General features: G+C 61.2%; 18 protein-coding genes. 6 read left to right on the forward strand and 12 right to left on the reverse strand.

The features are described 5' to 3' along the window. Positions 1-242: 242 nt before the first annotated feature. Entirely contained in the window at positions 243-815 is a 573-nt protein-coding gene (locus ACYVNQ_RS30280; protein ID WP_460908494.1) for a sigma-70 family RNA polymerase sigma factor, read from the forward strand. Next, positions 812-1,459, forward strand: a complete 648-nt coding sequence (locus tag ACYVNQ_RS30285) for a response regulator transcription factor (protein WP_460907924.1) — start codon at positions 812-814, stop codon at positions 1,457-1,459. Before ACYVNQ_RS30280 ends, ACYVNQ_RS30285 begins: the two co-directional genes overlap by 4 nt. Before the next feature lie 132 nt (positions 1,460-1,591). On the opposite strand, the gene ACYVNQ_RS30290 is transcribed toward ACYVNQ_RS30285, so the two are convergent. Beyond that, positions 1,592-3,571 carry an alkaline phosphatase D family protein gene (locus ACYVNQ_RS30290; protein ID WP_460907926.1) on the reverse strand — a complete coding sequence of 660 codons (1,980 nt, stop codon included), beginning with the start codon at positions 3,569-3,571 and terminating at the stop codon, positions 1,592-1,594. 712 nt (positions 3,572-4,283) lie between these two features. Between ACYVNQ_RS30290 and ACYVNQ_RS30295 the strand changes: the two genes are divergently transcribed. Then, positions 4,284-5,126: a hypothetical protein gene (locus ACYVNQ_RS30295; protein ID WP_460907928.1), complete on the forward strand. Its 843-nt coding sequence runs from the start codon at positions 4,284-4,286 to the stop codon at positions 5,124-5,126. A gap of 160 nt (positions 5,127-5,286) precedes the next feature. Here ACYVNQ_RS30295 and ACYVNQ_RS30300 read toward each other — a convergent pair whose 3' ends face one another. From ACYVNQ_RS30300 to ACYVNQ_RS30315, 4 genes are all read right to left on the reverse strand, one after another. Further along, on the reverse strand, positions 5,287-5,922 hold the full coding sequence (locus ACYVNQ_RS30300) for a riboflavin synthase (RefSeq protein WP_460907930.1): 636 nt from the start codon (positions 5,920-5,922) through the stop codon (positions 5,287-5,289). A gap of 13 nt (positions 5,923-5,935) precedes the next feature. Further along, the gene (gene ribD / locus ACYVNQ_RS30305) at positions 5,936-7,057 is read right to left on the reverse strand and encodes a bifunctional diaminohydroxyphosphoribosylaminopyrimidine deaminase/5-amino-6-(5-phosphoribosylamino)uracil reductase RibD (RefSeq protein WP_460907932.1); all 1,122 of its coding nucleotides are present in this window, start codon (positions 7,055-7,057) and stop codon (positions 5,936-5,938) included. Positions 7,058-7,172: 115 nt separating this feature from the next. Beyond that, complete coding sequence (gene hemL / locus ACYVNQ_RS30310) at positions 7,173-8,456, reverse strand: glutamate-1-semialdehyde 2,1-aminomutase (RefSeq protein WP_460907934.1); 1,284 nt, start codon at positions 8,454-8,456, stop codon at positions 7,173-7,175. A 168-nt stretch (positions 8,457-8,624) separates the two neighbouring features. Then, on the reverse strand, positions 8,625-9,113 hold the full coding sequence (locus tag ACYVNQ_RS30315) for a hypothetical protein (protein WP_460907936.1): 489 nt from the start codon (positions 9,111-9,113) through the stop codon (positions 8,625-8,627). Between the two features lie 232 nt (positions 9,114-9,345). Between ACYVNQ_RS30315 and ACYVNQ_RS30320 the strand changes: the two genes are divergently transcribed. Continuing rightward, the gene (locus ACYVNQ_RS30320) at positions 9,346-10,572 is read left to right on the forward strand and encodes a Bcr/CflA family multidrug efflux MFS transporter (RefSeq protein WP_460907938.1); all 1,227 of its coding nucleotides are present in this window, start codon (positions 9,346-9,348) and stop codon (positions 10,570-10,572) included. 78 nt (positions 10,573-10,650) lie between these two features. On the opposite strand, the gene ACYVNQ_RS30325 is transcribed toward ACYVNQ_RS30320, so the two are convergent. The 6 genes from ACYVNQ_RS30325 to ACYVNQ_RS30350 form a co-directional block, all read right to left on the reverse strand. Beyond that, the gene (locus ACYVNQ_RS30325; protein ID WP_460908496.1) at positions 10,651-11,433 is read right to left on the reverse strand and encodes a substrate-binding domain-containing protein; all 783 of its coding nucleotides are present in this window, start codon (positions 11,431-11,433) and stop codon (positions 10,651-10,653) included. A gap of 257 nt (positions 11,434-11,690) precedes the next feature. Next, positions 11,691-13,046 (reverse strand): MmgE/PrpD family protein, encoded by a 1,356-nt coding sequence (locus ACYVNQ_RS30330; RefSeq protein ID WP_460907940.1) that lies wholly within the window; start codon positions 13,044-13,046, stop codon positions 11,691-11,693. 32 nt (positions 13,047-13,078) lie between these two features. Next, positions 13,079-14,401: an MFS transporter gene (locus tag ACYVNQ_RS30335; RefSeq protein WP_460907942.1), complete on the reverse strand. Its 1,323-nt coding sequence runs from the start codon at positions 14,399-14,401 to the stop codon at positions 13,079-13,081. Between the two features lie 186 nt (positions 14,402-14,587). Beyond that, positions 14,588-15,460: an alpha/beta fold hydrolase gene (locus ACYVNQ_RS30340; protein ID WP_460907945.1), complete on the reverse strand. Its 873-nt coding sequence runs from the start codon at positions 15,458-15,460 to the stop codon at positions 14,588-14,590. Between the two features lie 86 nt (positions 15,461-15,546). Then, entirely contained in the window at positions 15,547-17,817 is a 2,271-nt protein-coding gene (locus ACYVNQ_RS30345; RefSeq protein ID WP_460907947.1) for an acetate--CoA ligase family protein, read from the reverse strand. 25 nt (positions 17,818-17,842) lie between these two features. Then, complete coding sequence (locus ACYVNQ_RS30350) at positions 17,843-18,991, reverse strand: acyl-CoA dehydrogenase family protein (RefSeq protein WP_460907949.1); 1,149 nt, start codon at positions 18,989-18,991, stop codon at positions 17,843-17,845. A gap of 147 nt (positions 18,992-19,138) precedes the next feature. On the opposite strand from ACYVNQ_RS30350, the gene ACYVNQ_RS30355 reads away from it, so the two are divergent. Further along, positions 19,139-19,630, forward strand: coding sequence for a LysR family transcriptional regulator (locus ACYVNQ_RS30355; RefSeq protein WP_460907952.1), 492 nt, complete (start codon positions 19,139-19,141; stop codon positions 19,628-19,630). Further along, positions 19,615-20,073, forward strand: coding sequence for a LysR substrate-binding domain-containing protein (locus ACYVNQ_RS30360; RefSeq protein WP_460908499.1), 459 nt, complete (start codon positions 19,615-19,617; stop codon positions 20,071-20,073). Before ACYVNQ_RS30355 ends, ACYVNQ_RS30360 begins: the two co-directional genes overlap by 16 nt. Before the next feature lie 25 nt (positions 20,074-20,098). On the opposite strand, the gene ACYVNQ_RS30365 is transcribed toward ACYVNQ_RS30360, so the two are convergent. Next, on the reverse strand, positions 20,099-20,935 hold the full coding sequence (locus tag ACYVNQ_RS30365; RefSeq protein WP_460907954.1) for a hypothetical protein: 837 nt from the start codon (positions 20,933-20,935) through the stop codon (positions 20,099-20,101). Positions 20,936-21,271 lie beyond the last annotated feature (336 nt).

Here is a 21,271-nt window from a genome sequence, read left to right on the forward strand (position 1 = left end):
CTTAGCAGGCCCGCAGCGCGGCGGCCGCTGTTGCCGAAGATGATTCTCTCGTCTTCGACACTCATCCACGTTCCCGAAAATCGATACCAATGGGTTAAGTCCACACATGTAGGTGGAACAACCCTGCATCCCCGCGGAGCATTGGTAAAGGTCGTCTGAACCAGTACGCTGACGGACTCAGGAGCGGCGGCACACATGCTCATGAACCTGTCCACGTTTGAGTGATGCGATCCACGATGTCGATGTCAAGCCAGCGATCAACCCCCACCTTTAGCACGATCGACGATATTCCATTGCACCTGCCGAATCTGCGGCGATACGCGAGAAAGCTGATCCGCTGCCGCGACCGTGCGGACGACCTGGTCCAGGACACCGCCGAACGGGCACTGCGCTATGCAAATTCATTCGAGCCTGGAACAGACCTGCGCAAATGGTTGTTCACCATCATGTACAACACGTTTATCAACGATGTGAAGCGTACCAGCCGCATATGTTTTAGTTCGTTCGACGATGAGGACTGGCACGGAGAGCTATCTGGCGCGATCAGCGAGTCGCATTTTACGGACCTGCTGGACCTGCAGTACGCGCTGCAGCTTCTGCCCGCCGATCAGCGTGACGTCGTGCTGATGATCGGCGTGGAGTGCATGACTTATGAATGCGTTGCAACGCAACTGGGCATTCCGTGCGGTACCGTCATGTCGCGCCTTGCGCGTGCACGGCGGCGGCTTCGCCATCTGATGGCGGGGGCGATGCAAGCTGGATCGCTGCTGAGCGATAGCAGACTACTCTGCAAAGATCGGGAGACATTGACATGACACGCAGCCGGATCACTCTTGACGAGGAGGACTTCGAAGAAAGTCAGCCCGTCGTCTATGTGGTCGACGACGACCTCACGTTGCGCAACGCGCTTGGCAGTCTGTTCCGGTCGGTAGGCTTGCGGGTGCAGACATTTGCGTCGCCGGAAGAGTTCGTCCGCTTCGATCGAATCGATGCGTGCGGTTGCCTTGTGCTCGATGTGCGCTTCCAGGGGCAAAGTGGCCTGAACCTGCAAAGCCAGGTCATGAGAACGGAAAGCCCGCTTCCGATCGTATTTATGACCGCCCATGGCGATGTCGAAATGACGGTAAAGGCAATGAAGGCTGGGGCGGTCGATTTCTTTGCAAAGCCGTTTCGCGATCAGGACATGCTCGACGCGGTCGCGCAGGCGATCGAACGCGACCGTACACGTCGGCGCGCTGAACGCAACCGGAAAGACCTGCGCGAGCGATACGAATCGCTCACCCGACGTGAGCGCGAAGTGCTGTCATATGTGGTCATCGGGCTGATGAACAAACAGATTGCGAAGGAGTTGGACCTTAGCGAAATCACCGTAAAGATTCATCGCAAGCATGCGATGGCCAAGATGGCCGCGCGCTCGGTTGTCGACCTCGTGCTTAAGGTTCAGGCGCTCGATCTGTAAATGCCTTGAGAGAGCGCTCGCTGTACGTCGAAGCAACGTTGGCATTGCGGGGGCGAACGACGCGAGGTAAACGGAAATGGCCCGGGACAGTACTTCCTCCCGGGCCATCAGCTTACCTGCCTATCCGTACGATTACGCCGGTACCACCGTGACCGCGGCCGTATTTGCCGTCACCGTTACCACCTGGGTGCTGGCCACCGCAGTGGCGGCCGTGGGAACCACGCCAGTCGGGCTGACGGGAGCGACCTTGCGGAAGTTGCACGTCAGCAAGCTCGGCGTGAGCGTAATCACGCTATAGCCCTGCGCGTTGGTATCCGCGTACGTCAGCCAGCTGTTGTTCGATGTCAGCGTCGTATCGAGGGCATTGGGGCCGGTCGTAGGCGCTGCCTTGCTCAGCCATCCCATATCGTTGGCGGGATTGTTGACGAAGGCCACGTAAGAGGTGAACAGCGAGGTGCTCGAAATGCCGGCGGTCACCAGATCGACCATGACGGGCGTCGGCGTGGCGGCATCGAAATCGTTCATCACCGTGCCGGCGGCAAACGCATTGAGGTCGCCGGTCAGCGCCACTACGTTGTTGATGCTGTTGGTTGCCAGGAAGCTCATCAGGCTGAGGCGCTCAGCGTTGTAGCCATCCCATTGGTCGGCGTTCATCAGCATCGTGGTCAGCGTCGAATACGGCGGCAGCAACGCATTCAGGGCGGCGATGGTCTCGTTGACGTCCGCCGCGGGAAAACCGAGGCCCAACGCGAACGTATTCAGATTGGAGAACGGCGCGGGTATCAGATTGCCGGCTACGGCGGCGGTCAAATCCGCCTGGATCGCAGTGTGGAACTGCGCTTCGAAGGGCGTCAAACCGCTGGTGGTTTGCAGCACGGCCTGAGTGAGCGTGTCCGTGAGGGCCGCAAACATGTCCACCTGCATGCGCAGCAGGGATACGTCGTTGCCCCACAATTTCCACGTGGTGGCGGCTGTGCTCATCTGTGTCTGCCACCACTGGCGCTGCGTATCGCCGAGCATCGACACGGGCGTCAGCGCATTGCTGCTGGCGCTCAGTCGTGCCTGCTCGGCAGCGGCCACCGTAGCCTTCGGAACGAAGTAACGGCTGCCAACCGGGTTGCCCGACACCGTTTCTGCAACTTCGTGAGCCGCACGATACAAACGTTCATCGGTCATCACCAGCGTGGCCAGATTGCCGAAGCTGAACGAGCGATAGATCTGGATGTTCTGGAACGAAGTATTGGCAGCCGTGAACGTCACGTTGGTCGGCATGAATTCGAACCATGCCTGATTGGCGCTGCGGCGGCGAGCGGTCTGCTCGGCTTCAGCGGACGTGTAGGTCTCGTGATCCTGCCAGCCATCGCTCGAGAACTCGTGGTCGTTCCAGATCGCGATCATCGGCCAGTTCGCGTGCAGTGCCTGCAGGCGCGGGTCGCTGCGATAGGTCATGTACAGCGTGCGATAGTCAGCCAGCGTGGTCGCGTAGACCGAACCATCGGGCAGCGCGGTACCGTTGGGCAGCGTGAAAGCAGGGTGCTGCGGATCGTGCGCGGGCGTGATCGGGAGCGTGATGTTGAGTTGCTCATACACGTAGTTGCCCACGTGCACGATGAAGTTGATGTCTTCGTTTTGAATCGCGTCGAATGCTGCCCAGTGATTTACGCTCCAGTCCTGGCACGAAACCACGGCGAACTTCAGTTGCGCAAGGGCTTGGCCCGCGGCCGGAAGTGTCCACGTGCGGCCCGCCATGCTGCTGACGCCACCGGCGCTGAAGCGGTAGTAGTAGATCGTATTCGCGCTAAGGCCGGTGACCTGATGGCGCAGCGTGTAGTCCCAATCCGGGCTTGCTGCGACCGTGGTATTGAGCACCAGCGACGAGAAATCGGCCGTGGTCGACACTTGCACTGCGACGTTGATCGGGTTGATGCCATCGCCACCCGACACGCGCGTCCACAGGACGACGCTATCCGGCTGCGGGTCGCCGGATGCGACGCCTTGGGCGAACGCAACGGGGCCAGCGCTTGCCGGCGCGCCGCTACTGTTGTTCGAAGCCGGGCTGTCGCTGCCACCGCATGCGCTCAATAGCGTGGTGCTTGCGACGGAAACGGTCATGAAACCGCTCAACTTGATGAATTTACGGCGATCCATTGTGAACCTGTCTTTAAGTCGGGGGTGTGAGTAGAAATGGCGATTCCCGGCGTTACAAAGCCGTCGAAATGCTGTCGGTGCCGAATTAAGACATTGCCGTATGTCGGGCGAGTGACAGGTTGAGTGAAGGGCTATTACCTGTTATTACGCCGCGGTTTTTTCTTTAGCGATACGTATTGTCGTCTTTGAGACTGCAGAACCACCACCGATAAGGTTCGATGGGGTCTGATGTATTGCGGCTGATTAAATTGCCGGCAGTGTTTCAATACTGGGTCTTTGTCATGTAATTTAAATCTGATTTGACTAGCATGCGCCGCTTTTGCGCAGAGTCAGGCAGTTTGTCCGGGATTTTGCGGGGCTGACCGCTCAGGCCCCGGTACTGCAGGTACCGCATCAAGCGTGCGCTCGAATGCCATCGAATCATGCCGGTTGGAGCCGGTTGGAGCCGGTTGGAACTGATGATCGTGATCGTCAGGGGAACGTCCCGGGCATCCGCGACGAGGTGTCGCTTCGCTAACTTCCACCGGTTGATGGAATAACAGATGCGATGCGGGTGTTCCATATGTGTGTGCCATCTCCGATGGGAACCGGTACCCAGAGAGCGTCGTCGCGTTGACCTACGCCCCATTCATCAACATCAACCGTGAAACGCTGCCGCTTTAGATAAGGAATCGATATGCCGAGCGAAGAGGAAATGAACCAACATCACTGGCGGACTTTCGGAGTCGAGCCGGGTGCCGTGCTTAACCAACGGTCGCTGGTCTTCCGGCAGCTAGGCTCGTCGAATCGCGGTGGTCTTTGTATAGTTGAAGGTGGCCGTCATGTTGATGCGGTGGGGACCAATGGGGGCGATAAAAATCGAACTGTGGCAGTCGAATATACGCCGGGTACCGCGGTCGCGGCTCTAACGGTTAGACCGGGTGATGGCGACGGAAAAACGTACTGGTATCCGTACATCGAGAAGGGGGTGGGTGAATGCGACGTCGACTATGACGTGGCCGTGGGCGCTACGGCGCTGACTGCAGGCATGAATGGTTGTTCGCTACGGATTTACGTCAATCCTGTCCGCGGGCTTATCAAGTTCTGCCACGACAATAACGGCATGTATGCCGTCGACGCGACCTACGCGGCACAAGGTTTTCAGCATCTGCAAAGCATCAACGCCGATAAGCGCACGCGTGGCGATCCGGCGCAGAACATCAACGATTACTGGACCCCCGATATTATCGCTCCGGCGACAGGTATCTTCTTTATTTGCAGGAAGACGTCGGCGATGGCGTGGACGATCTATCAGTCAGTCGCTATTGGTGGGCGCCAAGAAACGACCACCGAGCGGATCCTTCGCCCCAATGTAACAAGGGTCGTTCACCCGTTCTCCGGCGGGCAGCTGCACAACAGGGTCGTCGCTGTGGTGAATATTCCGCCCAGAACGCGTGCGGCCACGACTGACAATCTGCCCGATCAGCGTGTGCCAATGACAGGCACAATGCGGCCGCGCGCGGCTACGATCGGCGGTTAGTCCAATCCACCGAGATAGCGCCTGTTCAGGTATGCGCTATTCGCCCACGCGCTTTCCACTGCGCGCCGGGCAATGCGCGCAGTGATCCCTCGCTGTTTCAGGTGTTGACTGCAGCGGGCAAAGTCGTAGTCCCTGTCCGCATGCGGCGAAGTGCTAAAAACTACTGCAAAGGCTTGTCGCTATCCTGAGACGCACTGAGCATCCGCTCCACATACCGCGCAATCAGATCGATCTCGAGATTGACCTGTGAGCCTGCTTTCAGATGGCGCAGTGTCGTCACCTGCACGGTATGGGGAATCAGGTTGATCGAAAACTCGCAGCCATCGTCGCGGTCTTTTACCGAGTTCACTGTAAGGCTTACGCCGTTCACGGTGATCGAGCCTTTGTATGCGAGATACCGGCCAATATCCTTAGGCGCAAGCACACGCAGCTCATGCGACTCACCAACCGGCGCAAAGTGCGTCACCGTACCGAGCCCATCCACATGCCCGGACACGATATGTCCGCCCAGCCGGTCATGCGCGCGCAGCGCCTTCTCCAGATTCACCTCGCCAACCTGCGTGAGTCCTGCGGTGTGATTCAAACTCTCACGCGACACGTCCACATCAAACGACGTCGCCGTCTTCTCAATCACGGTCATGCAGGCACCCTGAATCGAGATGCTGTCGCCTAGCTGCACGTCTTCGAGGTCGAGGCCGCCGGCTTCGACGCCAAGACGCACACCCGCTTCCGGCTCACTACCCAGCGGCTTGATCGATGCAATGCGGCCCACGGCCGCGACGATTCCAGTAAACATTCTGATTTCCTGTTCAATGCGACGGAGGCGGCGGAACAAGCCGCGCGACGATGCGCAGATCGCTGCCGATCCGGTCGACCGATTGATACTCCAGATGCAGACGCTCCTCGAGCGTGCCCGGCGCCGCGATGTCGAACATACTCATCGAGTTCGAGCCTAGCAGGCCAGGGGCAAGATAAACCAGCAGCTCGTCGACGCAACCTTCGCGCAGCAGCGAGCCATTCAGCTTGTTGCCGGCTTCGACATGCAGTTCGTTCACGTTGCGTTTGGCGAGTTCTTTTAGCACCGCAGGCAAATCGACCTTGCCGTTCTCATTGGCGAGCGGCACGATCTCTGCACCATGATCACGCAGCGCAACGGCGCGCTGTTCGAGTTGCTCGTTGAAGTTGCCGCAGAAAATCAGCGTCGGCGCGCCGGCCAGAATGTGCGCTTCGGGCAACACGTCGAGCCTGCTATCGATCAGCACGCGCTTAGGCTGGCGCGGCGTATCGACTTCGCGAACCGTCATACGCGGATTGTCTTCACGCACCGTGCCGATGCCGGTCAGGATCGCCGATGCGCGGGCGCGCCATGCATGGCCATCCGCGCGCGCGGCTTCGCCGGTAATCCATTTGCTCTCGCCAGACGGCAGACCCGTGCGGCCATCGAGCGTCGCGGCCACTTTCATGCGCACCCAGGGGCGGCCGCGCGTCATGCGCGACACGAAGCCGATATTCAATTCGCGCGCCTCGTTCGCAAGCAGTTCGCAGCGCACTTCGATGCCGGCATCGCGCAACATCCCCAGACCACGGCCGGACACCAGCGGGTTCGGGTCTTCCATCGCGGCGACCACGCGCGCCACTTTCGCTTCGATCAGCGCATTCGCGCACGGTGGCGTGCGGCCGAAATGGCTGCACGGTTCAAGCGTTACATAGGCGGTCGCGCCGTTGATATCGTGCCCGCGCGAACGCGCATCCTTCAGCGCGCGGATTTCCGCGTGGTCCTGGCCGGCGGGCTGCGTAAAGCCTTCGCCGATCACTTCGCCGTTCTTCACCAGCACGCAACCGACGCGTGGGTTCGGATCGGTGGTGTACATGCCGCGCGCGGCGAGCACCAGCGCGCGTTCCATATGGACAAAATCAGTTTGCGAGAACATCGGCTTCCTGTTCGTGCGTTGGCGAATCGTTCAATGGCGGCGACTCGTCGGTCGCTTCGTGTCGATTCGCTTAAGGCGATTAACTTGTCTTGCTTAAAGGCGATTCAACGGTGATTCAAGCGTGCAATGAAGCGAACGCACCGCGTGCTGCTTCGATCGTCGCGTCGATCACGGCGTCGTCGTGCACGCTCGACACGAAGCCCGCTTCATACGCGGACGGCGCAAAGTAGACACCTGCGTCAAGCATCTTGTGGAAGAACTTGTTGAAGCTCGGCACGTCGCAGCGCGAGATTTCAGCAAAGCTGTGCGGCACGTCGCTAGCGAAGTACAGGCCGAACATACCGCCGATCGAATCCGCTGCAAACGGTACCTTGGCTGCGCGCGCGGCTTCGACGAGACCGTTCACGAGCCGTGCCGTTTGGCGCGTCAGCGCTTCGTAGAAGCCCGGTGCCTGAATCAGCTGCAGCGTCTTCAGGCCCGCTGCCACCGCAATCGGATTGCCGGACAGCGTGCCCGCCTGATACACGCCGCCGAGCGGCGCGAGATGCGCCATGATGTCGCGCCGGCCACCGAACGCCGCGGCCGGCATGCCGCCGCCGATCACCTTGCCCAGGCACGTGAGGTCCGGCTTGATGCCGTACACCTGCTGCGCGCCGCCCAACGCGACGCGGAAGCCGCACATCACTTCGTCGAAAATCAACACTGCGCCGTATTCGCTGCACAGGCGGCGCAGCGCGCCGAGGAATTCGGGCGTCGCGCGCACGAGGTTCATATTGCCCGCCACCGGCTCGACGATTACCGAAGCGATCTCATTGCCGAACGCCTTGAACGCTTCTTCAAGCTCGGCGACGTTGTTGTACTCGAGCACCGTGGTGTGCTTCGCGATATCCGCCGGCACGCCCGCGGAAGTCGGGTTGCCGAACGTCAGCAGGCCCGAGCCCGCCTTGACCAGCAGGCTGTCCGCGTGGCCGTGGTAGCAGCCCTCGAACTTGACGATGCGGCTGCGGTTCGTAAAGCCGCGCGCGAGGCGCAGTGCGCTCATCGTCGCTTCGGTGCCGCTCGACACCATCCGTACCTGTTCGATCGACGGCACCAGCTTGCAGATTTCTTCGGCAATTTCGACTTCGGCTTCGGTCGGCGCGCCGAACGAGAAACCGTTGACCAGCACGCGCTGCACCGCTTCGAGCACTTCCGGATGCACGTGGCCGACAATCATCGGGCCCCACGAGCCGATGTAATCGATATATTGCTTGCCTTCGGCGTCCCAGAAGTACGCGCCTTGTGCGCGTTCGATAAAGCGCGGCGTGCCGCCGACCGATCGGAACGCGCGCACCGGCGAATTGACGCCGCCGGGAATGGTTCGTTGTGCGCGTTCGAAGAGAGCTTGGTTGCTGGACATGGCTTGGACCTGCGTCATAAAGCGGTACGGGAAGGCGCCCGAAGGCGCGCTGTAGCCGGCTGGCGGCGCGCGGTGTCTGCTGCTGCGGGGCGCGCCGCGCCGGCTAAGGGGTGACGAAATTGTACCGGAGTCGCGTGGAGTCGGCCTGCGGACGGGGCAGGCGCGTTTTTAGCTGCTGCTGCGGCCAGCTTGCGGGCGGGTTTTGGTCGCCGGTTGCTCGCGCTTGCGTGTGAGCTCCTTCCAGCGCTTTTCGAGCGCGCCTTCGGCCATCGGCTTGATCGAGGTGCCCGAGCTTTGGGCATCCCATGTCTGCACTGAAAACGGATGGACGCGCAATGCGTCGCGCGGAATCGTCACTTCGTGATGCGCGTCGACCAGCCAGTCGTAGACGAAATCGATGCACAGCCGGTAGCCGCGTTTGCTGTTCGCATCGGGCACTTCGTACGGTGCGCGCGTCACGTAGCCGGATGCGAACAGTCCCTTGGGCTCCTGCGACACGCGATGGACGAACACCCGGTCGCCCGGCAGGATGCTGCGCGCGACGCCGCAGCCCCACACATCCGAGACCGCTTCACCGGCGGCGACTCGCTTCGCGACGTCGGGCAGCTCGGGCCAAGGCCACTTTTTGGGGCTCCAGATCAGCAGAAATGCGGTCATGGCGATTTTTGTGAGCGAATGTCAAGCAACGGAAGCGAGCAGACGAAAACGGGCGTCGCCCAGATCCTCATGTCAGTCGGCAGCTTACCCGATCACCATGTGCCGTTCGGTGCGAAGCGAACATGCTTACAGTTTCATGTCGGCTACAATAAGGACCCGTTGCATCGTCACACGCGGTTCGTTGCATCCGCATCCATCCATCGGCGGATTGGCCGCTTCATTGTGGAATTCCATGTCGCACGTCACCAGGGGCCGTCCGGATGCCCGGCTGATTCTATTGCTCGGCGCGCTTGCCGCATGCGGGCCGATTTCGATCGACATGTACCTGCCGAGCCTGCCGTCGATCACGCAAGCTTTCAGTGTTAGCGCAGGTGCCGCGCAGACCACGCTCACCAGTTTCATGTTCGGCTTTTCGATCGGCATGCTGTTGTATGGGCCGTTGTCGGATTCATACGGGCGGCGGCCGGTGCTGCTAGGCGGCATCGTCATGTATGCGCTGGCCAGCCTCGCGTGCGTCGCGTCATTTTCGATCGGCTCACTGGTGCTGTTTCGTTTTGTGCAGGCGTTGGGTGCGGGTGCTGCGTCGGTGCTGGCGCGCGCCATTGCACGCGATGCCCATGAACCGTCCGATGCCGCGCGCGTGCTGTCGATGCTCGCGATCGTCACGTCGATTGGTCCGCTGCTTGCGCCGCTGATCGGCGGGCAGTTGTTGCTGCTGGGCGGCTGGCGTGTCGTGTTTATCGTGCTGACGTTGTTCGGTGCGATATGCGCGGTTACCGCGTTTTTGCGCGTGCCGGAAACCTGGCCGCGCGAAAAGCGCGCGAATTCGGCGGTGCTGCAATCGTTCGCTGCATACGGCAAGCTGCTGAAAGACCCCGTCGCATGGGGGCTGATGCTGTGCGGCGGCATGGCGTTCGCGGCGATGTTCGCGTATATCACCGCGACGCCGTTCGTGTATATCGAATATTTTCACGTTTCCGCGCAGCATTACGGCTTTCTGTTCGGGCTGAATATCGTCGGCATCATGGCCGGCAATTTTCTGAATACGCGCCTTGTCAGCCGCTATGGGCCGTTGCGCATGATCGTGGGCGCGGCGACGGTCAGTTGCGTTGCGTCGCTATTCGTCGCGCTTGTTTGTCTGACGGGGTGGGGCGGGCTCTGGTCGATCGTGGCCGGGTTGTTCTTTGTGGTGAGCGTGGTCGGGCTGTTGTCCGCCAATTGCACGACGGATCTGATGCATCGTTATCCGCTCAACGCGGGTGCCGCCGCCGCCGTGTTCGGCGCAGTGCAGTTGGGGCTCGGCGCGCTGGCGAGCCTCGCGGTCGGCCTGTGGCATGACGGCTCGCCGCAAGGGATGGGCGTCGTGATTGCCGTGTGCGGTCTGCTTTGTTATGCAGGGCGTGTGCTGGTGGTGCGCTGGCATGCGCGGCCGGCGCCGCAGTCCGCGCAGGTGCTTTGAGCCTTTGAGTCTTTGAGCACAGGCAGACCGAAACGCGCCGCGCGCGTCGACTGTGTCTGCCTGGCTATCAGGTTTGCGTCAATGCGCAGCGACGGAATCGAGCCCGGTCGCTTGCACTTCGGGCTGCACTTGCGGTGACGCCATATAGTCGAGCAGTTGCTTCGCCTCTTTCGGATGTTGCGAGGCTACCGGAATGCCGGCGGCGTAACGCGTGGTCGACTGCAGCGATTCCGGAATCTTGCCGACGTAGGCCGCGCCTTTCACCGGCAGCAGTTCGCTGACCTGCTGAAAGCCGACTTCATAATCGCCTTTGGCCACGACGGATGCGACCGGAATCCGCTCGATCATCTTCGCCTTGCCCTTCACCTGGTCTTCGATGCCGAGCTTGTTGAATAGCTCACGCTCGATGTAGACGCCGCTCGCACTGTCTGAATACGCGATTGAATGCGCATGCAGCAGCGTTTGCCGCAGCGCGTCGACTGAACTGATATCGGGCTTTGGCGCGCCATCTTTGACGACCATGCCGATGCGCGAATCCGCGAGCTCGACACGTGAGCTCGGGATGACCTTGCCTTGCTTGATCAGATCGTCGAGCGCGTAGCCGACCATGATCACGACATCGGCGGGCTCGCCGCGATCCAGGCGGTTGGGAATCGCTTCTTTCGATTTACCCATCGATGGGCCGAGTATCGTGTCGAGCGTGTTGCCTGTCGATGCGGTGAATTTCGGGCCGAGGGTTTGATACGCGGCAGTGAAACCGCCTGAGGTCAGCACGTGCAGTTCGGCGGCTTGTACGCTGGCGGTGAGTGCGACGCTGCTGAGCAGTGCGGTGGCGAGAACCTTCGGCAGTAAGGTTTTTATTTGCATGGATGTGAGCCTGTGAATTCGAGCACGGATTCGCCGGCTGGTCGCTGTCTCCTGGCGCGACCGGCACGACGCATGACGATGCAGCCAAGCCGCAATCGTCGCACAACGTTGCGCGAAGGTGATAGATGACAAACGCAAAATCGCAGCAGCACGTTTGGTGCTGCGGTGCGCAAAATGATGTGGATCACGCGGTGACGCGACGTGCCGCGTCACGTCATCCTGGATGTGCGTCGAAGGTCGCGCGACCTCGTTTAGCGCGCACGCAGTGCGGCGAGATGCAAGTCCGCAGGCGTACTGCTGTCGATATGCCATAGCGCCGTCAACAGCTTGTGCGCCTCGCCATCGCCGATCACGGGCGCCGATAGCTCGATGAATTTGTCTTCGAGCTCCGCATCGGTCAAAGGCGCCTCGGGATCGCCGCGACGGTGCGGCGCGAAATGTTCGAGCGACGTGCCGTCTGCCAGCACAATCGTCACGCGCGCGGCCCGCATGCGCGGGAAATGCGCGGTCAACTCGGGGTCGGCTTCGACGTGCACTTTCTTCATCAACTCGCGCAATGGCTGGTCTGCAAGACGTTCGTCGCTAAAGGCGTTGAGCCGTACTGCGCCGTAGAGCACCGCATGCGCAAGCACGTAGTACAGGCTGAATTTCGCTTCGAAGGCCGAACGCGGCTCGCGAATGCCGGCGACATCCAGTGCAGCTTGATACGCACGAACGGTGATCGACCGAATGTCGCTTGCCGTGATCTTGTGCTCTTGTACCAGTGCCAACGCCGCATCGATAGCGGCGAACGTGTGCCCGCAGCAGCCGTGGTTCTTTTGCGTGATGCGTTCGATGTTATAGCGTTCGCCGAGTCCGTCGGTTACGCCGGACCAGTCGGGCGAACCGCATAGCGCTGCGCCGAAACCGGCATCGCCTTCGAGCATATCGGCGACACCGGTTACGCCCGCCGCTGCGCCTTGCGCGGCCGTCACGCCGACCCAGGCGGCGTGGCCGGCGTGCAGGGCCTTCGTCATCGCGTCCGAGCGGAAGGCCTGCTGCAAGCCCGATGCGAAGGTTGCCGACGTTGCGAGCGCATGCAGCGCGACCGGTTGCGAGCCGGCGTCCATCAGCGCCGCGCCTGCAGCGGCTGCGCCGAACGAACCTGCTGTGCCGGTGGTATGGAAATAGCGGTAGTGCGCCGGTTGAATCGCGGCGCCGATACGTGTGGATACTTCGTAGCCGGCGGTGATGGCTTTCAATAGCGCATCGCCCGACGCGTGCTGTTGTTCCGCGAGCGCGAGTGCCGCGGCGATCACTGGGCAACCGGGGTGATAGACCGCATCGCGAAAGATGTCGTCGAATTCGACTGCGTGTGACGCGCTGCCGTTGATCCATGCAGCGGTGCCCGCATGCGCGGTGGTAGCAAAGCCCGGCAGGCTCGATGTACCGGCGCCGAGTTCGGCGGCGTGAGCGCGCACCAGATTGGTTGCAGGGCTGACCCGTGTACCGGGAAACAGCGCAGAAAACCAGTCGATCAGCACGCGCTTGGCGGCATGCCCGGTTTGCTGCGACAGATCGCGCCGAGCTTCGTCGGCGACATAGCGTGCGAATTCGTCAAGGATCATGGCGTAGTGAGGCGTGCATCGGGAAAGTGGAGTCAGGCAACGTGCTCAGCGTGATCGCGCAATGCGTTGTGCGCGGTTTCCTTCATCAGCACGTAGGTGATCAGACTGATCGCCGAGCCGATGCAGACGTACACGAGGAACCAGCGCTCGTGGCCATGGCTTTGCAGCCACGTCATCAGGTACGGCGTGGTGCCGCCGAGCAGCGCGACGACCAGGTTGAACGGTAGCCCGATGCCAATGGAACGGACTTCGGTGCCGAATAGTTCAGCCATCACTGCCGGCGCGATCGCGGTGAAAAGCGCGTAAAACAGCGTGCCGAATAGTTCGACCGGCAGAATGCTCCAAAATGTGCTGCCGGTTGAAAGCACAACCGGGTACAGGAATAGCACATAGGCGGCAGCCATCACGATCAATTGCGGGCGGCGTCCGTAGCGGTCGGACAATGCGCCGAACAATGGCTGCACAGCGGTGAAGACGATCAGGCTTACGGTACTGGCTGCGTACGCGACCGATGGCGACGCGCCGCTGCGATGAATTGCGTAGACCGGCACGTAGACGATAAACAGGTAGAAGCTGAACGCGCCGAGAATGCTGATGCCGATCAGCGTCCAAAACTGGCGCCCATACTGCGTGAACAGCACGCGCAGCGATGCCTGCGTTGCGCTGTGCTTGCGTTGTGCCGAAGTAAACGCTTCGGTCTCGCCAACGCGCATGCGGATCCAGAACGCCAGCAGGCTGCCGAGCGCGCCGAGCAGAAACGGAATGCGCCAACCAAAGGACACCATTTGCGCATGGTCGAGCACGCGGCTAAGCAGCCACGTAATGCCGGACGCGCAAATCAGGCCGAGGCCCGTGCCGAAGAACAGGAAGCTGCCGTGAAAGCCGCGGCGGTTCTTAGGCGCCGTTTCAGCGAGGAACGAGCACGCGGCCGCGAATTCACCGCCTACCGAAAGCCCTTGCAGTAGCCGGGCGAGTGTCGCGATCACAGGTGCGGCGAGGCCGATCGCCGCATAGGTCGGCAGCACCGCCATGACCAGCGAACCGACCGACATCATCGTTACCGATAACGCGAGCGCCGCGCGCCGTCCGTGACGATCTGCGTACACACCGAGCAGCCAGCCGCCGGCGGGGCGCATCACGAAGCCGATTGCGTAGACGCCGAACGCAGCGAGTAGCGCCGAGGTCTGGTCGATGGACGGAAACAGCTGTGCCCCGAAGAAGATCGCGAAATTGGCGTAGATCGAGAAATCGAACCACTCGATCGCGTGGCCCGCGCATCCGGCGACGCGCGCACGGATGAAATGATTGCGGTGCGCCTCGCGCACCGCATCGGCCGTGAGTTCTGGGTAGGACACGTCGTCTCCTGTACTTGGATGGGCGCGTGGTGCGCGCGCGGCGCGGCCGGTCTGACGCCGGATCGCGCTCGACGGCCGGATGCCTGGGCCGTCCAGTACATTCTGTTGGGTTCGATGCGTGGCTACAACTTCGAATCGTGCACAGCGGTGTTCCTAAAAGTCACAGCACAGCTGGAGATTGACGGCTTAACGTGACGCCTGCGAGAAGTATTCGCATAGCCTGCGGTTCACTTCATCGGCGGCTTCGAATTGCGCCCAGTGGCCTGCGTCGGGTATCAGTCCGAAGCTGTGCTGTACGCCTTGTGCGTTCAGCAGGTCCGAGAAGCTTTGCGGATCGGCCGAGGTGACGTCTTGTGTGCCCCAAAGCAGCAACGGCTTTACATCGGCGCTCTTGAGCAGCACGGCAAGATCGCTGGCGAGCGACACATCCTTGCTGCGAAAGCGCGTTTGCAAACACGCTTGCTCGTACACGGTTAGCGCCAGTGAATCCGCGTGACGCGGGTCGTACAGCATGAACGATTTTAGATTCGCGTCGAACAGTGCGCGGCGTTCGTCGTCTGCTTCGGCTTTTTTCCAGTTCAGCAATTCGCGCTGCGGGCGGCGTTTTCCGCCGTGTCCTGCGCTGCCGACTAGCGCTAGCGAGCCTACGTCTCTGCGATTGGCCAGTGTCGATGCAACTACGCCACCGAAAGAAAACCCCGTGACATCGACTTCAGTCGAAGCGCCGACAAGACCGTCGAGCGATTCGAGCGTGGCTGCGATCAGATCTTCGAAGCCTGCGTCGCGCGGTAATGCGTCGGAATCGCCGTAGCCGGGCAGGTCCGGCACCCATACTGCGCGAAATGCCGCGAGCGCTTCGATGTTGCGCACCCAGTGCGTCCAGTTGCCGTGGCCGCCGTGCACCAGCACGAGAGGTTTGCCGCTGCCGAACGCGCGCCATTTCACGTTTGCGCCGCACGTGACGCGGTAATCGTGATGCGTTGCGAGCGCGTCGAGGCGGGCGAGCGCCGCCCGGCCTTCCGTCAAGACCGATTCGGGGAGGGGAGTGAGGTCCGCCATGCGTGTGATTCGTTGTGTTGCAGAGGCTTACATCGTCTCATACGTTGGCGATTGATGTCGTCGCGGTCGACATTGCGGTGGCCTGGTCAGGCAAGCCGGATCAACGCATCTACCGGGACGACGCCTTGTCCTTGCGGGCGAACCATCAGCGGATTGATCTCGGCTTCGAGCACGCGCAATTCCGGTTTTAGCGCCAGTTGCGAAAGGCTGACGAGTGCAGTGGCCAACGCATCGAGGTCACCGCGCGGTTTGCCGCGATAGCCCTTGAGCGCTTTCAGCGCGCGTACTTCGTCGATCATATCGAGTGCGCTGGCGTGATCGATCGGCGCCATGCGCAACGCACGGTCCCGGTAAATCTCGGTCAACACGCCGCCAGCCGCGAGCATCACAATCGGGCCGACTTGTGGGTCGACGCGATAGCCGAGCAGCACTTCGCCGATGCCTTTCACCATCGGCTGCACGAGAATGCGTTCGACGGGGACGTCTGCACCGATTTCGGCTACTTGCCGTTTGATGGTTTGCACAGCGTCGAGCAGTTGCGTGTCGTCGTTGATGTTCAGTACGACGCCGCCGACGTCCGATTTGTGCGGCAACGCCGCCGATAGCATCTTCGCTGCGACTGGGTAATCGAGCGAGTCTTCGTAGCTCGATGGAAGATGCGCTTGTGTTGCGTCGAGGGTTACGCAGCGCGGCGCGTTCAGGCCGATATCGCGCAACAGTGCATACGCTTCGAGTTCGTCGAGGAGGCGTCCCTCGGCGCTTTCGCTTTGCGTTAGCGCGTGCGTCGCTGCACGCGCGCTGGGTTCTGCAAGTGGTGCGGGCGCGCGTCGCGCAAATGCCGCCTCGACCGCATCGGCGCATGCTTCCGGCGTGCGGAAACAGGGCACACCAGCGCTTGTAAGTTCTGCGAGTGTGACCGGCGCATCGGGCACGATGAACGACGCAAGCGGGCACCAGTCGTCGTGCTTATCGCGCGCGCTGTCGATGATTGGGCGTACGACAAGGTTCGGATTAAAGCGTGCTGATGAGCCGGCCACCGCAATGACAAGATCGAATTCCGGCGCGCTGCGCAGCACCTTAAGCGCAGCGCTCATGATTTCGTAGCGCACGCCGGCCAAGGTCAGATCGACGATTCTTCCTGGTGCGGCTTCAACGCCTGCTTCGGCGAGACGTACCTGTGTTTCAGGCGAGGGCGCTTCGACGCTGACGCCGCGCACGCCCAACTGGTCCACAACCATCGCGGCACCGCCACCTGTGGTTGTGACAACGGCCACGCGCGGAGCGGCTTTACGGTGCGTGCTGATTTTTACAGGCGCCGCAGTTGCCGGCAGCATACGTGGCTGAGGCGCAGGCATGCTCGCGAGCAGCGGCAAACCTTCAAACAACGCTTCCAGCGTGCCCACCCGAGCAATGCCGCAGTCTTTCAGGAAGGCATCGGCGATGTCGTCTTCGCCTGCCAGCGCGCCGGTGTGCGACACCGCGAGCTCGGCAGCCGCAGCGGAACGCCCGAGCTTATACGCGATCACCGGCTTGCCGCGTTGCGCGGCTTCGTACGCAAAATGACGCAATGCATCCGCATGCCGCAGCGTTTCGAGAAACAGCATGTAGCCGGTGATGCCCGGATCATCGAGCGTCGCGCTGCAGATTTCACCGAGGCTCAGGTCCACTTCATTGCCGACTGAAACGAGCCCCGCAAAGCCAATACCGCGTGCCTTGCCGCGCGACACCAACGCGCCGATCATGCTGCCGCTATGCGACACCGCAAAGATGCCGCCAGTGGGCAACTCTGGTTCTGCGAAAGCGGCGTTAGCGGTCAGCGTCAATTTTTCGTGCAGATTGACCATGCCGAGACAACTCGGCCCAAGCACGCGGATGCCTGTGCGCGCGACGATTTGTCTGACGCGCGCTTCGCGAGCCACGCCTTCTGCACCGGTTTCGGAGAACCCAGCGGCAAGAATCGTCGCAACCGGAACACCGCGTTGCGCGCAGGCTTCGAGCGCATCGAGCGCCATATCGGTCGGCGTCAAGATGTATGCGTGATCGGGCGTTTCGGGCAGCGCATCGAGTGACGGCCACGCTCGTTCGCCCATCACCGTTTCGCGCTTCGGGTTAACCGGATACACGCGGCCTTCATAGCCCGCTTGCCGCAGAAAACGGAGCGGACGTCCGGTGGTTTTCGACGCGTCGTCCGATGCGCCGATCAGCGCTATGCTGCGCGGCGCGAGCAATGCATGCCTTAACGTGTCGCGGCGACGCGTGTCGTCGATGCTGTTGCTTTGTATGCCTGGGAACTTGCCGAACGGCTCGCCGTGTTCCGCGTGCTGCGCCGGCCGGTTGCGGGCAGATTCGATGGTCATAGTCTGCTTGCCCTTGCCGATGAACTTATGACTTCCGTTGATCGAAGCGCCGTTCGAACACGCACTCCGCGATGCGGTTCTTCAGGATTTCCAGCGACCCGCCCGCAATCATCCAGCCGCGCGTGCGCCGCACGCAGTATTCGACCAGCGACTCCTGACTGTAGCCCATGCCGCCCATCACCTGCAGCGCTTCATTCGAGACCTCCCAGCCGGTCAGGTTGCAATGCGACTTTGCCACCGCGGTATCGTAAGCAGAAGGCAACGTACCTTCAGGCGCCGACGCCGCACGATAAAGCAGCAATTGCGCGGCTTCGAGCTTGATCGCCATCTCGGCAAATTTCCATTGAATGCCCTGAAATTCGCACAACAGTCGGCCGAACTGCTCGCGCATCGATGCGTGCTCTTTCGCCGCGTTAAACGCATAGCGCCCGAGCGCAAGCGAACGCGATGCGTTGCCTATCCGCTCCACGTTGAAACCCGACATCTGCTTCTTGAAGCCACCCGGCCCAAGCAAAAGGTTTTCAGCGGGAATACGGCACTCTTCCATGTACAACTGCGACCATTCCTCGCCGCTCATAAAGCTCGATGGCTGGCCGACCGTCAAGCCCGGCGTACCTTTTTCGATCAGTACCGAGCCGATATTGTCGAGACCGGGACCAAAGCGGCAGTAGATCAGGAACAGGCTGGCATCGGGGCTATGCGTCGAGAAAATCTTGGTGCCGTTGATCACATACTCGTCGCCTTCCTTGCGTGCGGACGTCGTCAACTGCGTGACGGCGGAGCCCGCGCCCGGCTCGGTCATGCCGAGCGAAATCACTTTGCGGCCCAGCAACAGATCGCGCAGAAAGCGATTTTTCTGCTCAGCGGTTGCATATTCAATGAAGGTGCGAATCGGCCCGAAGTTGCCGGCCTGCACGATATCGGCGCTACGCGGGCATGCAAGCGCGACTTGCTGGATCGCAATCACAGCGTCCATCAGCGTGCCGCCCTGGCCGCCGTCTTCCTCGCTCACAGTAATCCCGAGCAAGCCTTGCTCTGCCAACTGACGCGCTGTTTCAAACGGATAACCGCGTTGATGCGCACGTTGCAGCGCGCCTTCCTTGAGCCGATCCTGCGCGAAACGGCTCACTGCATCGCCGAACGCCTGTTGTGCTTCTGTCAGGTTGAAGTCCATGGTGTATTGCGACGCGCACGCCGTCTAAAGGTCGATGGAACGTGACTGGATTGTTTCAGGTCGCGGTTTGACAGGGCACTTCGTATAGCGTAAGTTGCTGTGACTTTTAGTCACAGCTCAGCAGCTTCAATCTGCTCATACACGCCGATGACGCGTCCGGTTCCGCCGCTCAATCCATTGCATGTATTCGATGCTGTCGCGAGGCTCGGCAGTTTGACGCGTGCTGCAGCGGAGCTTTCGGTGACGCATTCGGCGGTGAGCCGGCAACTGGCGACGCTCGAGGCGTACCTGGGCGTCGAATTATTCGAGCGTGGGCCACGTGGCGTAACGCTGACCAAAGTCGGCGAGCGCTACTTTACGCAGATCGGCCCGGCGTTCGATGCGATCTCCAGCGCGACCGCTTCGTTAAAGGGCTCGGCCGAAGGGCAACCGCTGCGGCTATGTGTGTACGCGACCTTCGCAGCGAAATGGCTGATGCACCGCTTGCATCGCTTCGAGCAACGCTATCCGTCGATCACGCTGGAAATCAGCACGACGGTGTCGCCGGTGAACTTTAGCAAGCAGACATCGACGCGGCGATTCAGATCGGCGAAGGGCAGTGGCCCGGCGCTTCAGGCGAGTTCCTGTTTGCGGACGTGATCGAGCCGATGTGCAGCCCGGCGTTGCTAAAGAGCGGACCGTCGCTTGAATCGATCGACGACCTTAAACAATATCGGCTGTTGCAATCGCGCTATCGGAAACGCGACTGGCTCGACTGGTTGCATGCGCAAGGACGCGTCGATCTTGATGAGTACGTGCGTGGGCAGAAGGGCGTGTTCCAGAACTCGTTTCTCGCGTATCAAGCCGCCCTCGAAGGCATGGGCGTCGTGATGGGACAAGTCCAACTGCTCACCAAAGACATCGAAGACGGCAGGCTGGTGCGGCCTTTCAAGCTACCGGTGAAACGCGATCTGGCGTACTACCTCGTGTTGCCCGATGGTCGCGGCCACTCGCGCAAGATTGCCGCGCTGCGTTCATGGTTGATTGCCGAGGCAAAAGCGCAAGGCACCGTTACCGCAGCCGGCGCACGGCGCGGTGCCTGATCGCGGAACGTCAACGCTTGCGCAATCAAGGCGCCGAAGCAGCAGCGGCAGGCGTGCTTGCCGCCGCGGTATCTAACGGCTTGCCGGAATCGAACGCCTGCTGGAATTTAGGCCAGAACCCTTCGCCCCATGCGCGCAGCTTTGCCACATAAGCCACTTTCTCAGGAAAGCGGCTGATATTCGCCGCATGCCAGTCAGACTCGCTGACGGACAGCGCATTGGCCGACTGAATGCCGTCGAGTTCGGGATCGAATAGATAGGTGACTTCCAGCACGCCCCACTTTTCGGCACGCGTGAACCGCACGGTGGGCAGGTCCTGCGGATAGTCCACGCCTTTGGCGGCTAGATCGCCGCCTACCGCACGATCGAGAGCAGAGATACGTGTGGCGCGGTCAGCCCATTGCTGTAACGGCGGCGTGAAGTAATGATCCACGATCCAGCAGCCCTGGTGGTCGTTGGCCGTAATGGATTCGATGTACACGTAGTTTGCGTTCGGATTGCCGATGACACATCCTTTCGCGGCCGGGAAGCCGGCTCCTGGCTGGTCGTTGCTGTGTAGCGCGAAAAGTCTGACGCCGCCCACCAGCCGCCTGTGCTCGATGTGCCCAAGGAAGTAGGCGTGGCCTGCCGACGTTGGAGTATGAATGTTGAAGTGCGCAAGCATCACCCACTGCCCGGGTGGCAGCGGCACGTTGAAGTGGTCGGCTTGCACCGATTGCTGGAAAGTACGGCCGAACATCGCGCCATTGAGTCCAGATGGATCGGCGGCTTTGGGCTGCCCTGGTGTCGCTAGCGAAATCTGGGCATTTGCAACCGGCTTTTGCGGTGCGCTGACATCTGCGGTGGCGAGGGCGGCGGGCATGGTTGTCTGCTTCACCGCAAGGTTGGCACGCGTGGCGGTCGTTGCGGCTGTAACCATCGTCGATGCGGCTACGGGTAGGTGTTTTACCGGCTCGGCCTGCTTGTGCGCCGCGACGCTCGCAACGACGGAAGCAGCCGCTGGGACAACTGCCGCCACGGGTGCAGGTGCAGCTGCAGGTGCGGCCGCAGCCGTAGCCGCAGCGGTAGGCGCAGATGGCGGATCGTAAGCAACCGACTCAGCAGCAGCCTGCTGCTTGACGCGGCTCCCATGCCAGTTCGGCGGAAAGCACACCACCACGGCGGACAACAACACAGCGGCACAAACACAGCCACGCCA

It is taken from the genome of Paraburkholderia jirisanensis (genome assembly GCF_054782355.1).

Coding starts and splice junctions, on each gene's coding strand:
- ACYVNQ_RS30280 (WP_460908494.1), top strand. CDS start 243: ATGTCAAGCCAGCGATCAACCCCCACCTTTAGCACGATCGACGATATT.
- ACYVNQ_RS30285 (WP_460907924.1), top strand. CDS start 812: ATGACACGCAGCCGGATCACTCTTGACGAGGAGGACTTCGAAGAAAGT.
- ACYVNQ_RS30290 (WP_460907926.1), bottom strand. CDS start 3,571: ATGACCGTTTCCGTCGCAAGCACCACGCTATTGAGCGCATGCGGTGGC.
- ACYVNQ_RS30295 (WP_460907928.1), top strand. CDS start 4,284: ATGCCGAGCGAAGAGGAAATGAACCAACATCACTGGCGGACTTTCGGA.
- ACYVNQ_RS30300 (WP_460907930.1), bottom strand. CDS start 5,922: ATGTTTACTGGAATCGTCGCGGCCGTGGGCCGCATTGCATCGATCAAG.
- ribD (WP_460907932.1), bottom strand. CDS start 7,057: ATGTTCTCGCAAACTGATTTTGTCCATATGGAACGCGCGCTGGTGCTC.
- hemL (WP_460907934.1), bottom strand. CDS start 8,456: ATGTCCAGCAACCAAGCTCTCTTCGAACGCGCACAACGAACCATTCCC.
- ACYVNQ_RS30315 (WP_460907936.1), bottom strand. CDS start 9,113: ATGACCGCATTTCTGCTGATCTGGAGCCCCAAAAAGTGGCCTTGGCCC.
- ACYVNQ_RS30320 (WP_460907938.1), top strand. CDS start 9,346: ATGTCGCACGTCACCAGGGGCCGTCCGGATGCCCGGCTGATTCTATTG.
- ACYVNQ_RS30330 (WP_460907940.1), bottom strand. CDS start 13,046: ATGATCCTTGACGAATTCGCACGCTATGTCGCCGACGAAGCTCGGCGC.
- ACYVNQ_RS30340 (WP_460907945.1), bottom strand. CDS start 15,460: ATGGCGGACCTCACTCCCCTCCCCGAATCGGTCTTGACGGAAGGCCGG.
- ACYVNQ_RS30345 (WP_460907947.1), bottom strand. CDS start 17,817: ATGACCATCGAATCTGCCCGCAACCGGCCGGCGCAGCACGCGGAACAC.
- ACYVNQ_RS30350 (WP_460907949.1), bottom strand. CDS start 18,991: ATGGACTTCAACCTGACAGAAGCACAACAGGCGTTCGGCGATGCAGTG.
- ACYVNQ_RS30355 (WP_460907952.1), top strand. CDS start 19,139: ATGACGCGTCCGGTTCCGCCGCTCAATCCATTGCATGTATTCGATGCT.
- ACYVNQ_RS30365 (WP_460907954.1), bottom strand. CDS start 20,935: ATGCCCGCCGCCCTCGCCACCGCAGATGTCAGCGCACCGCAAAAGCCG.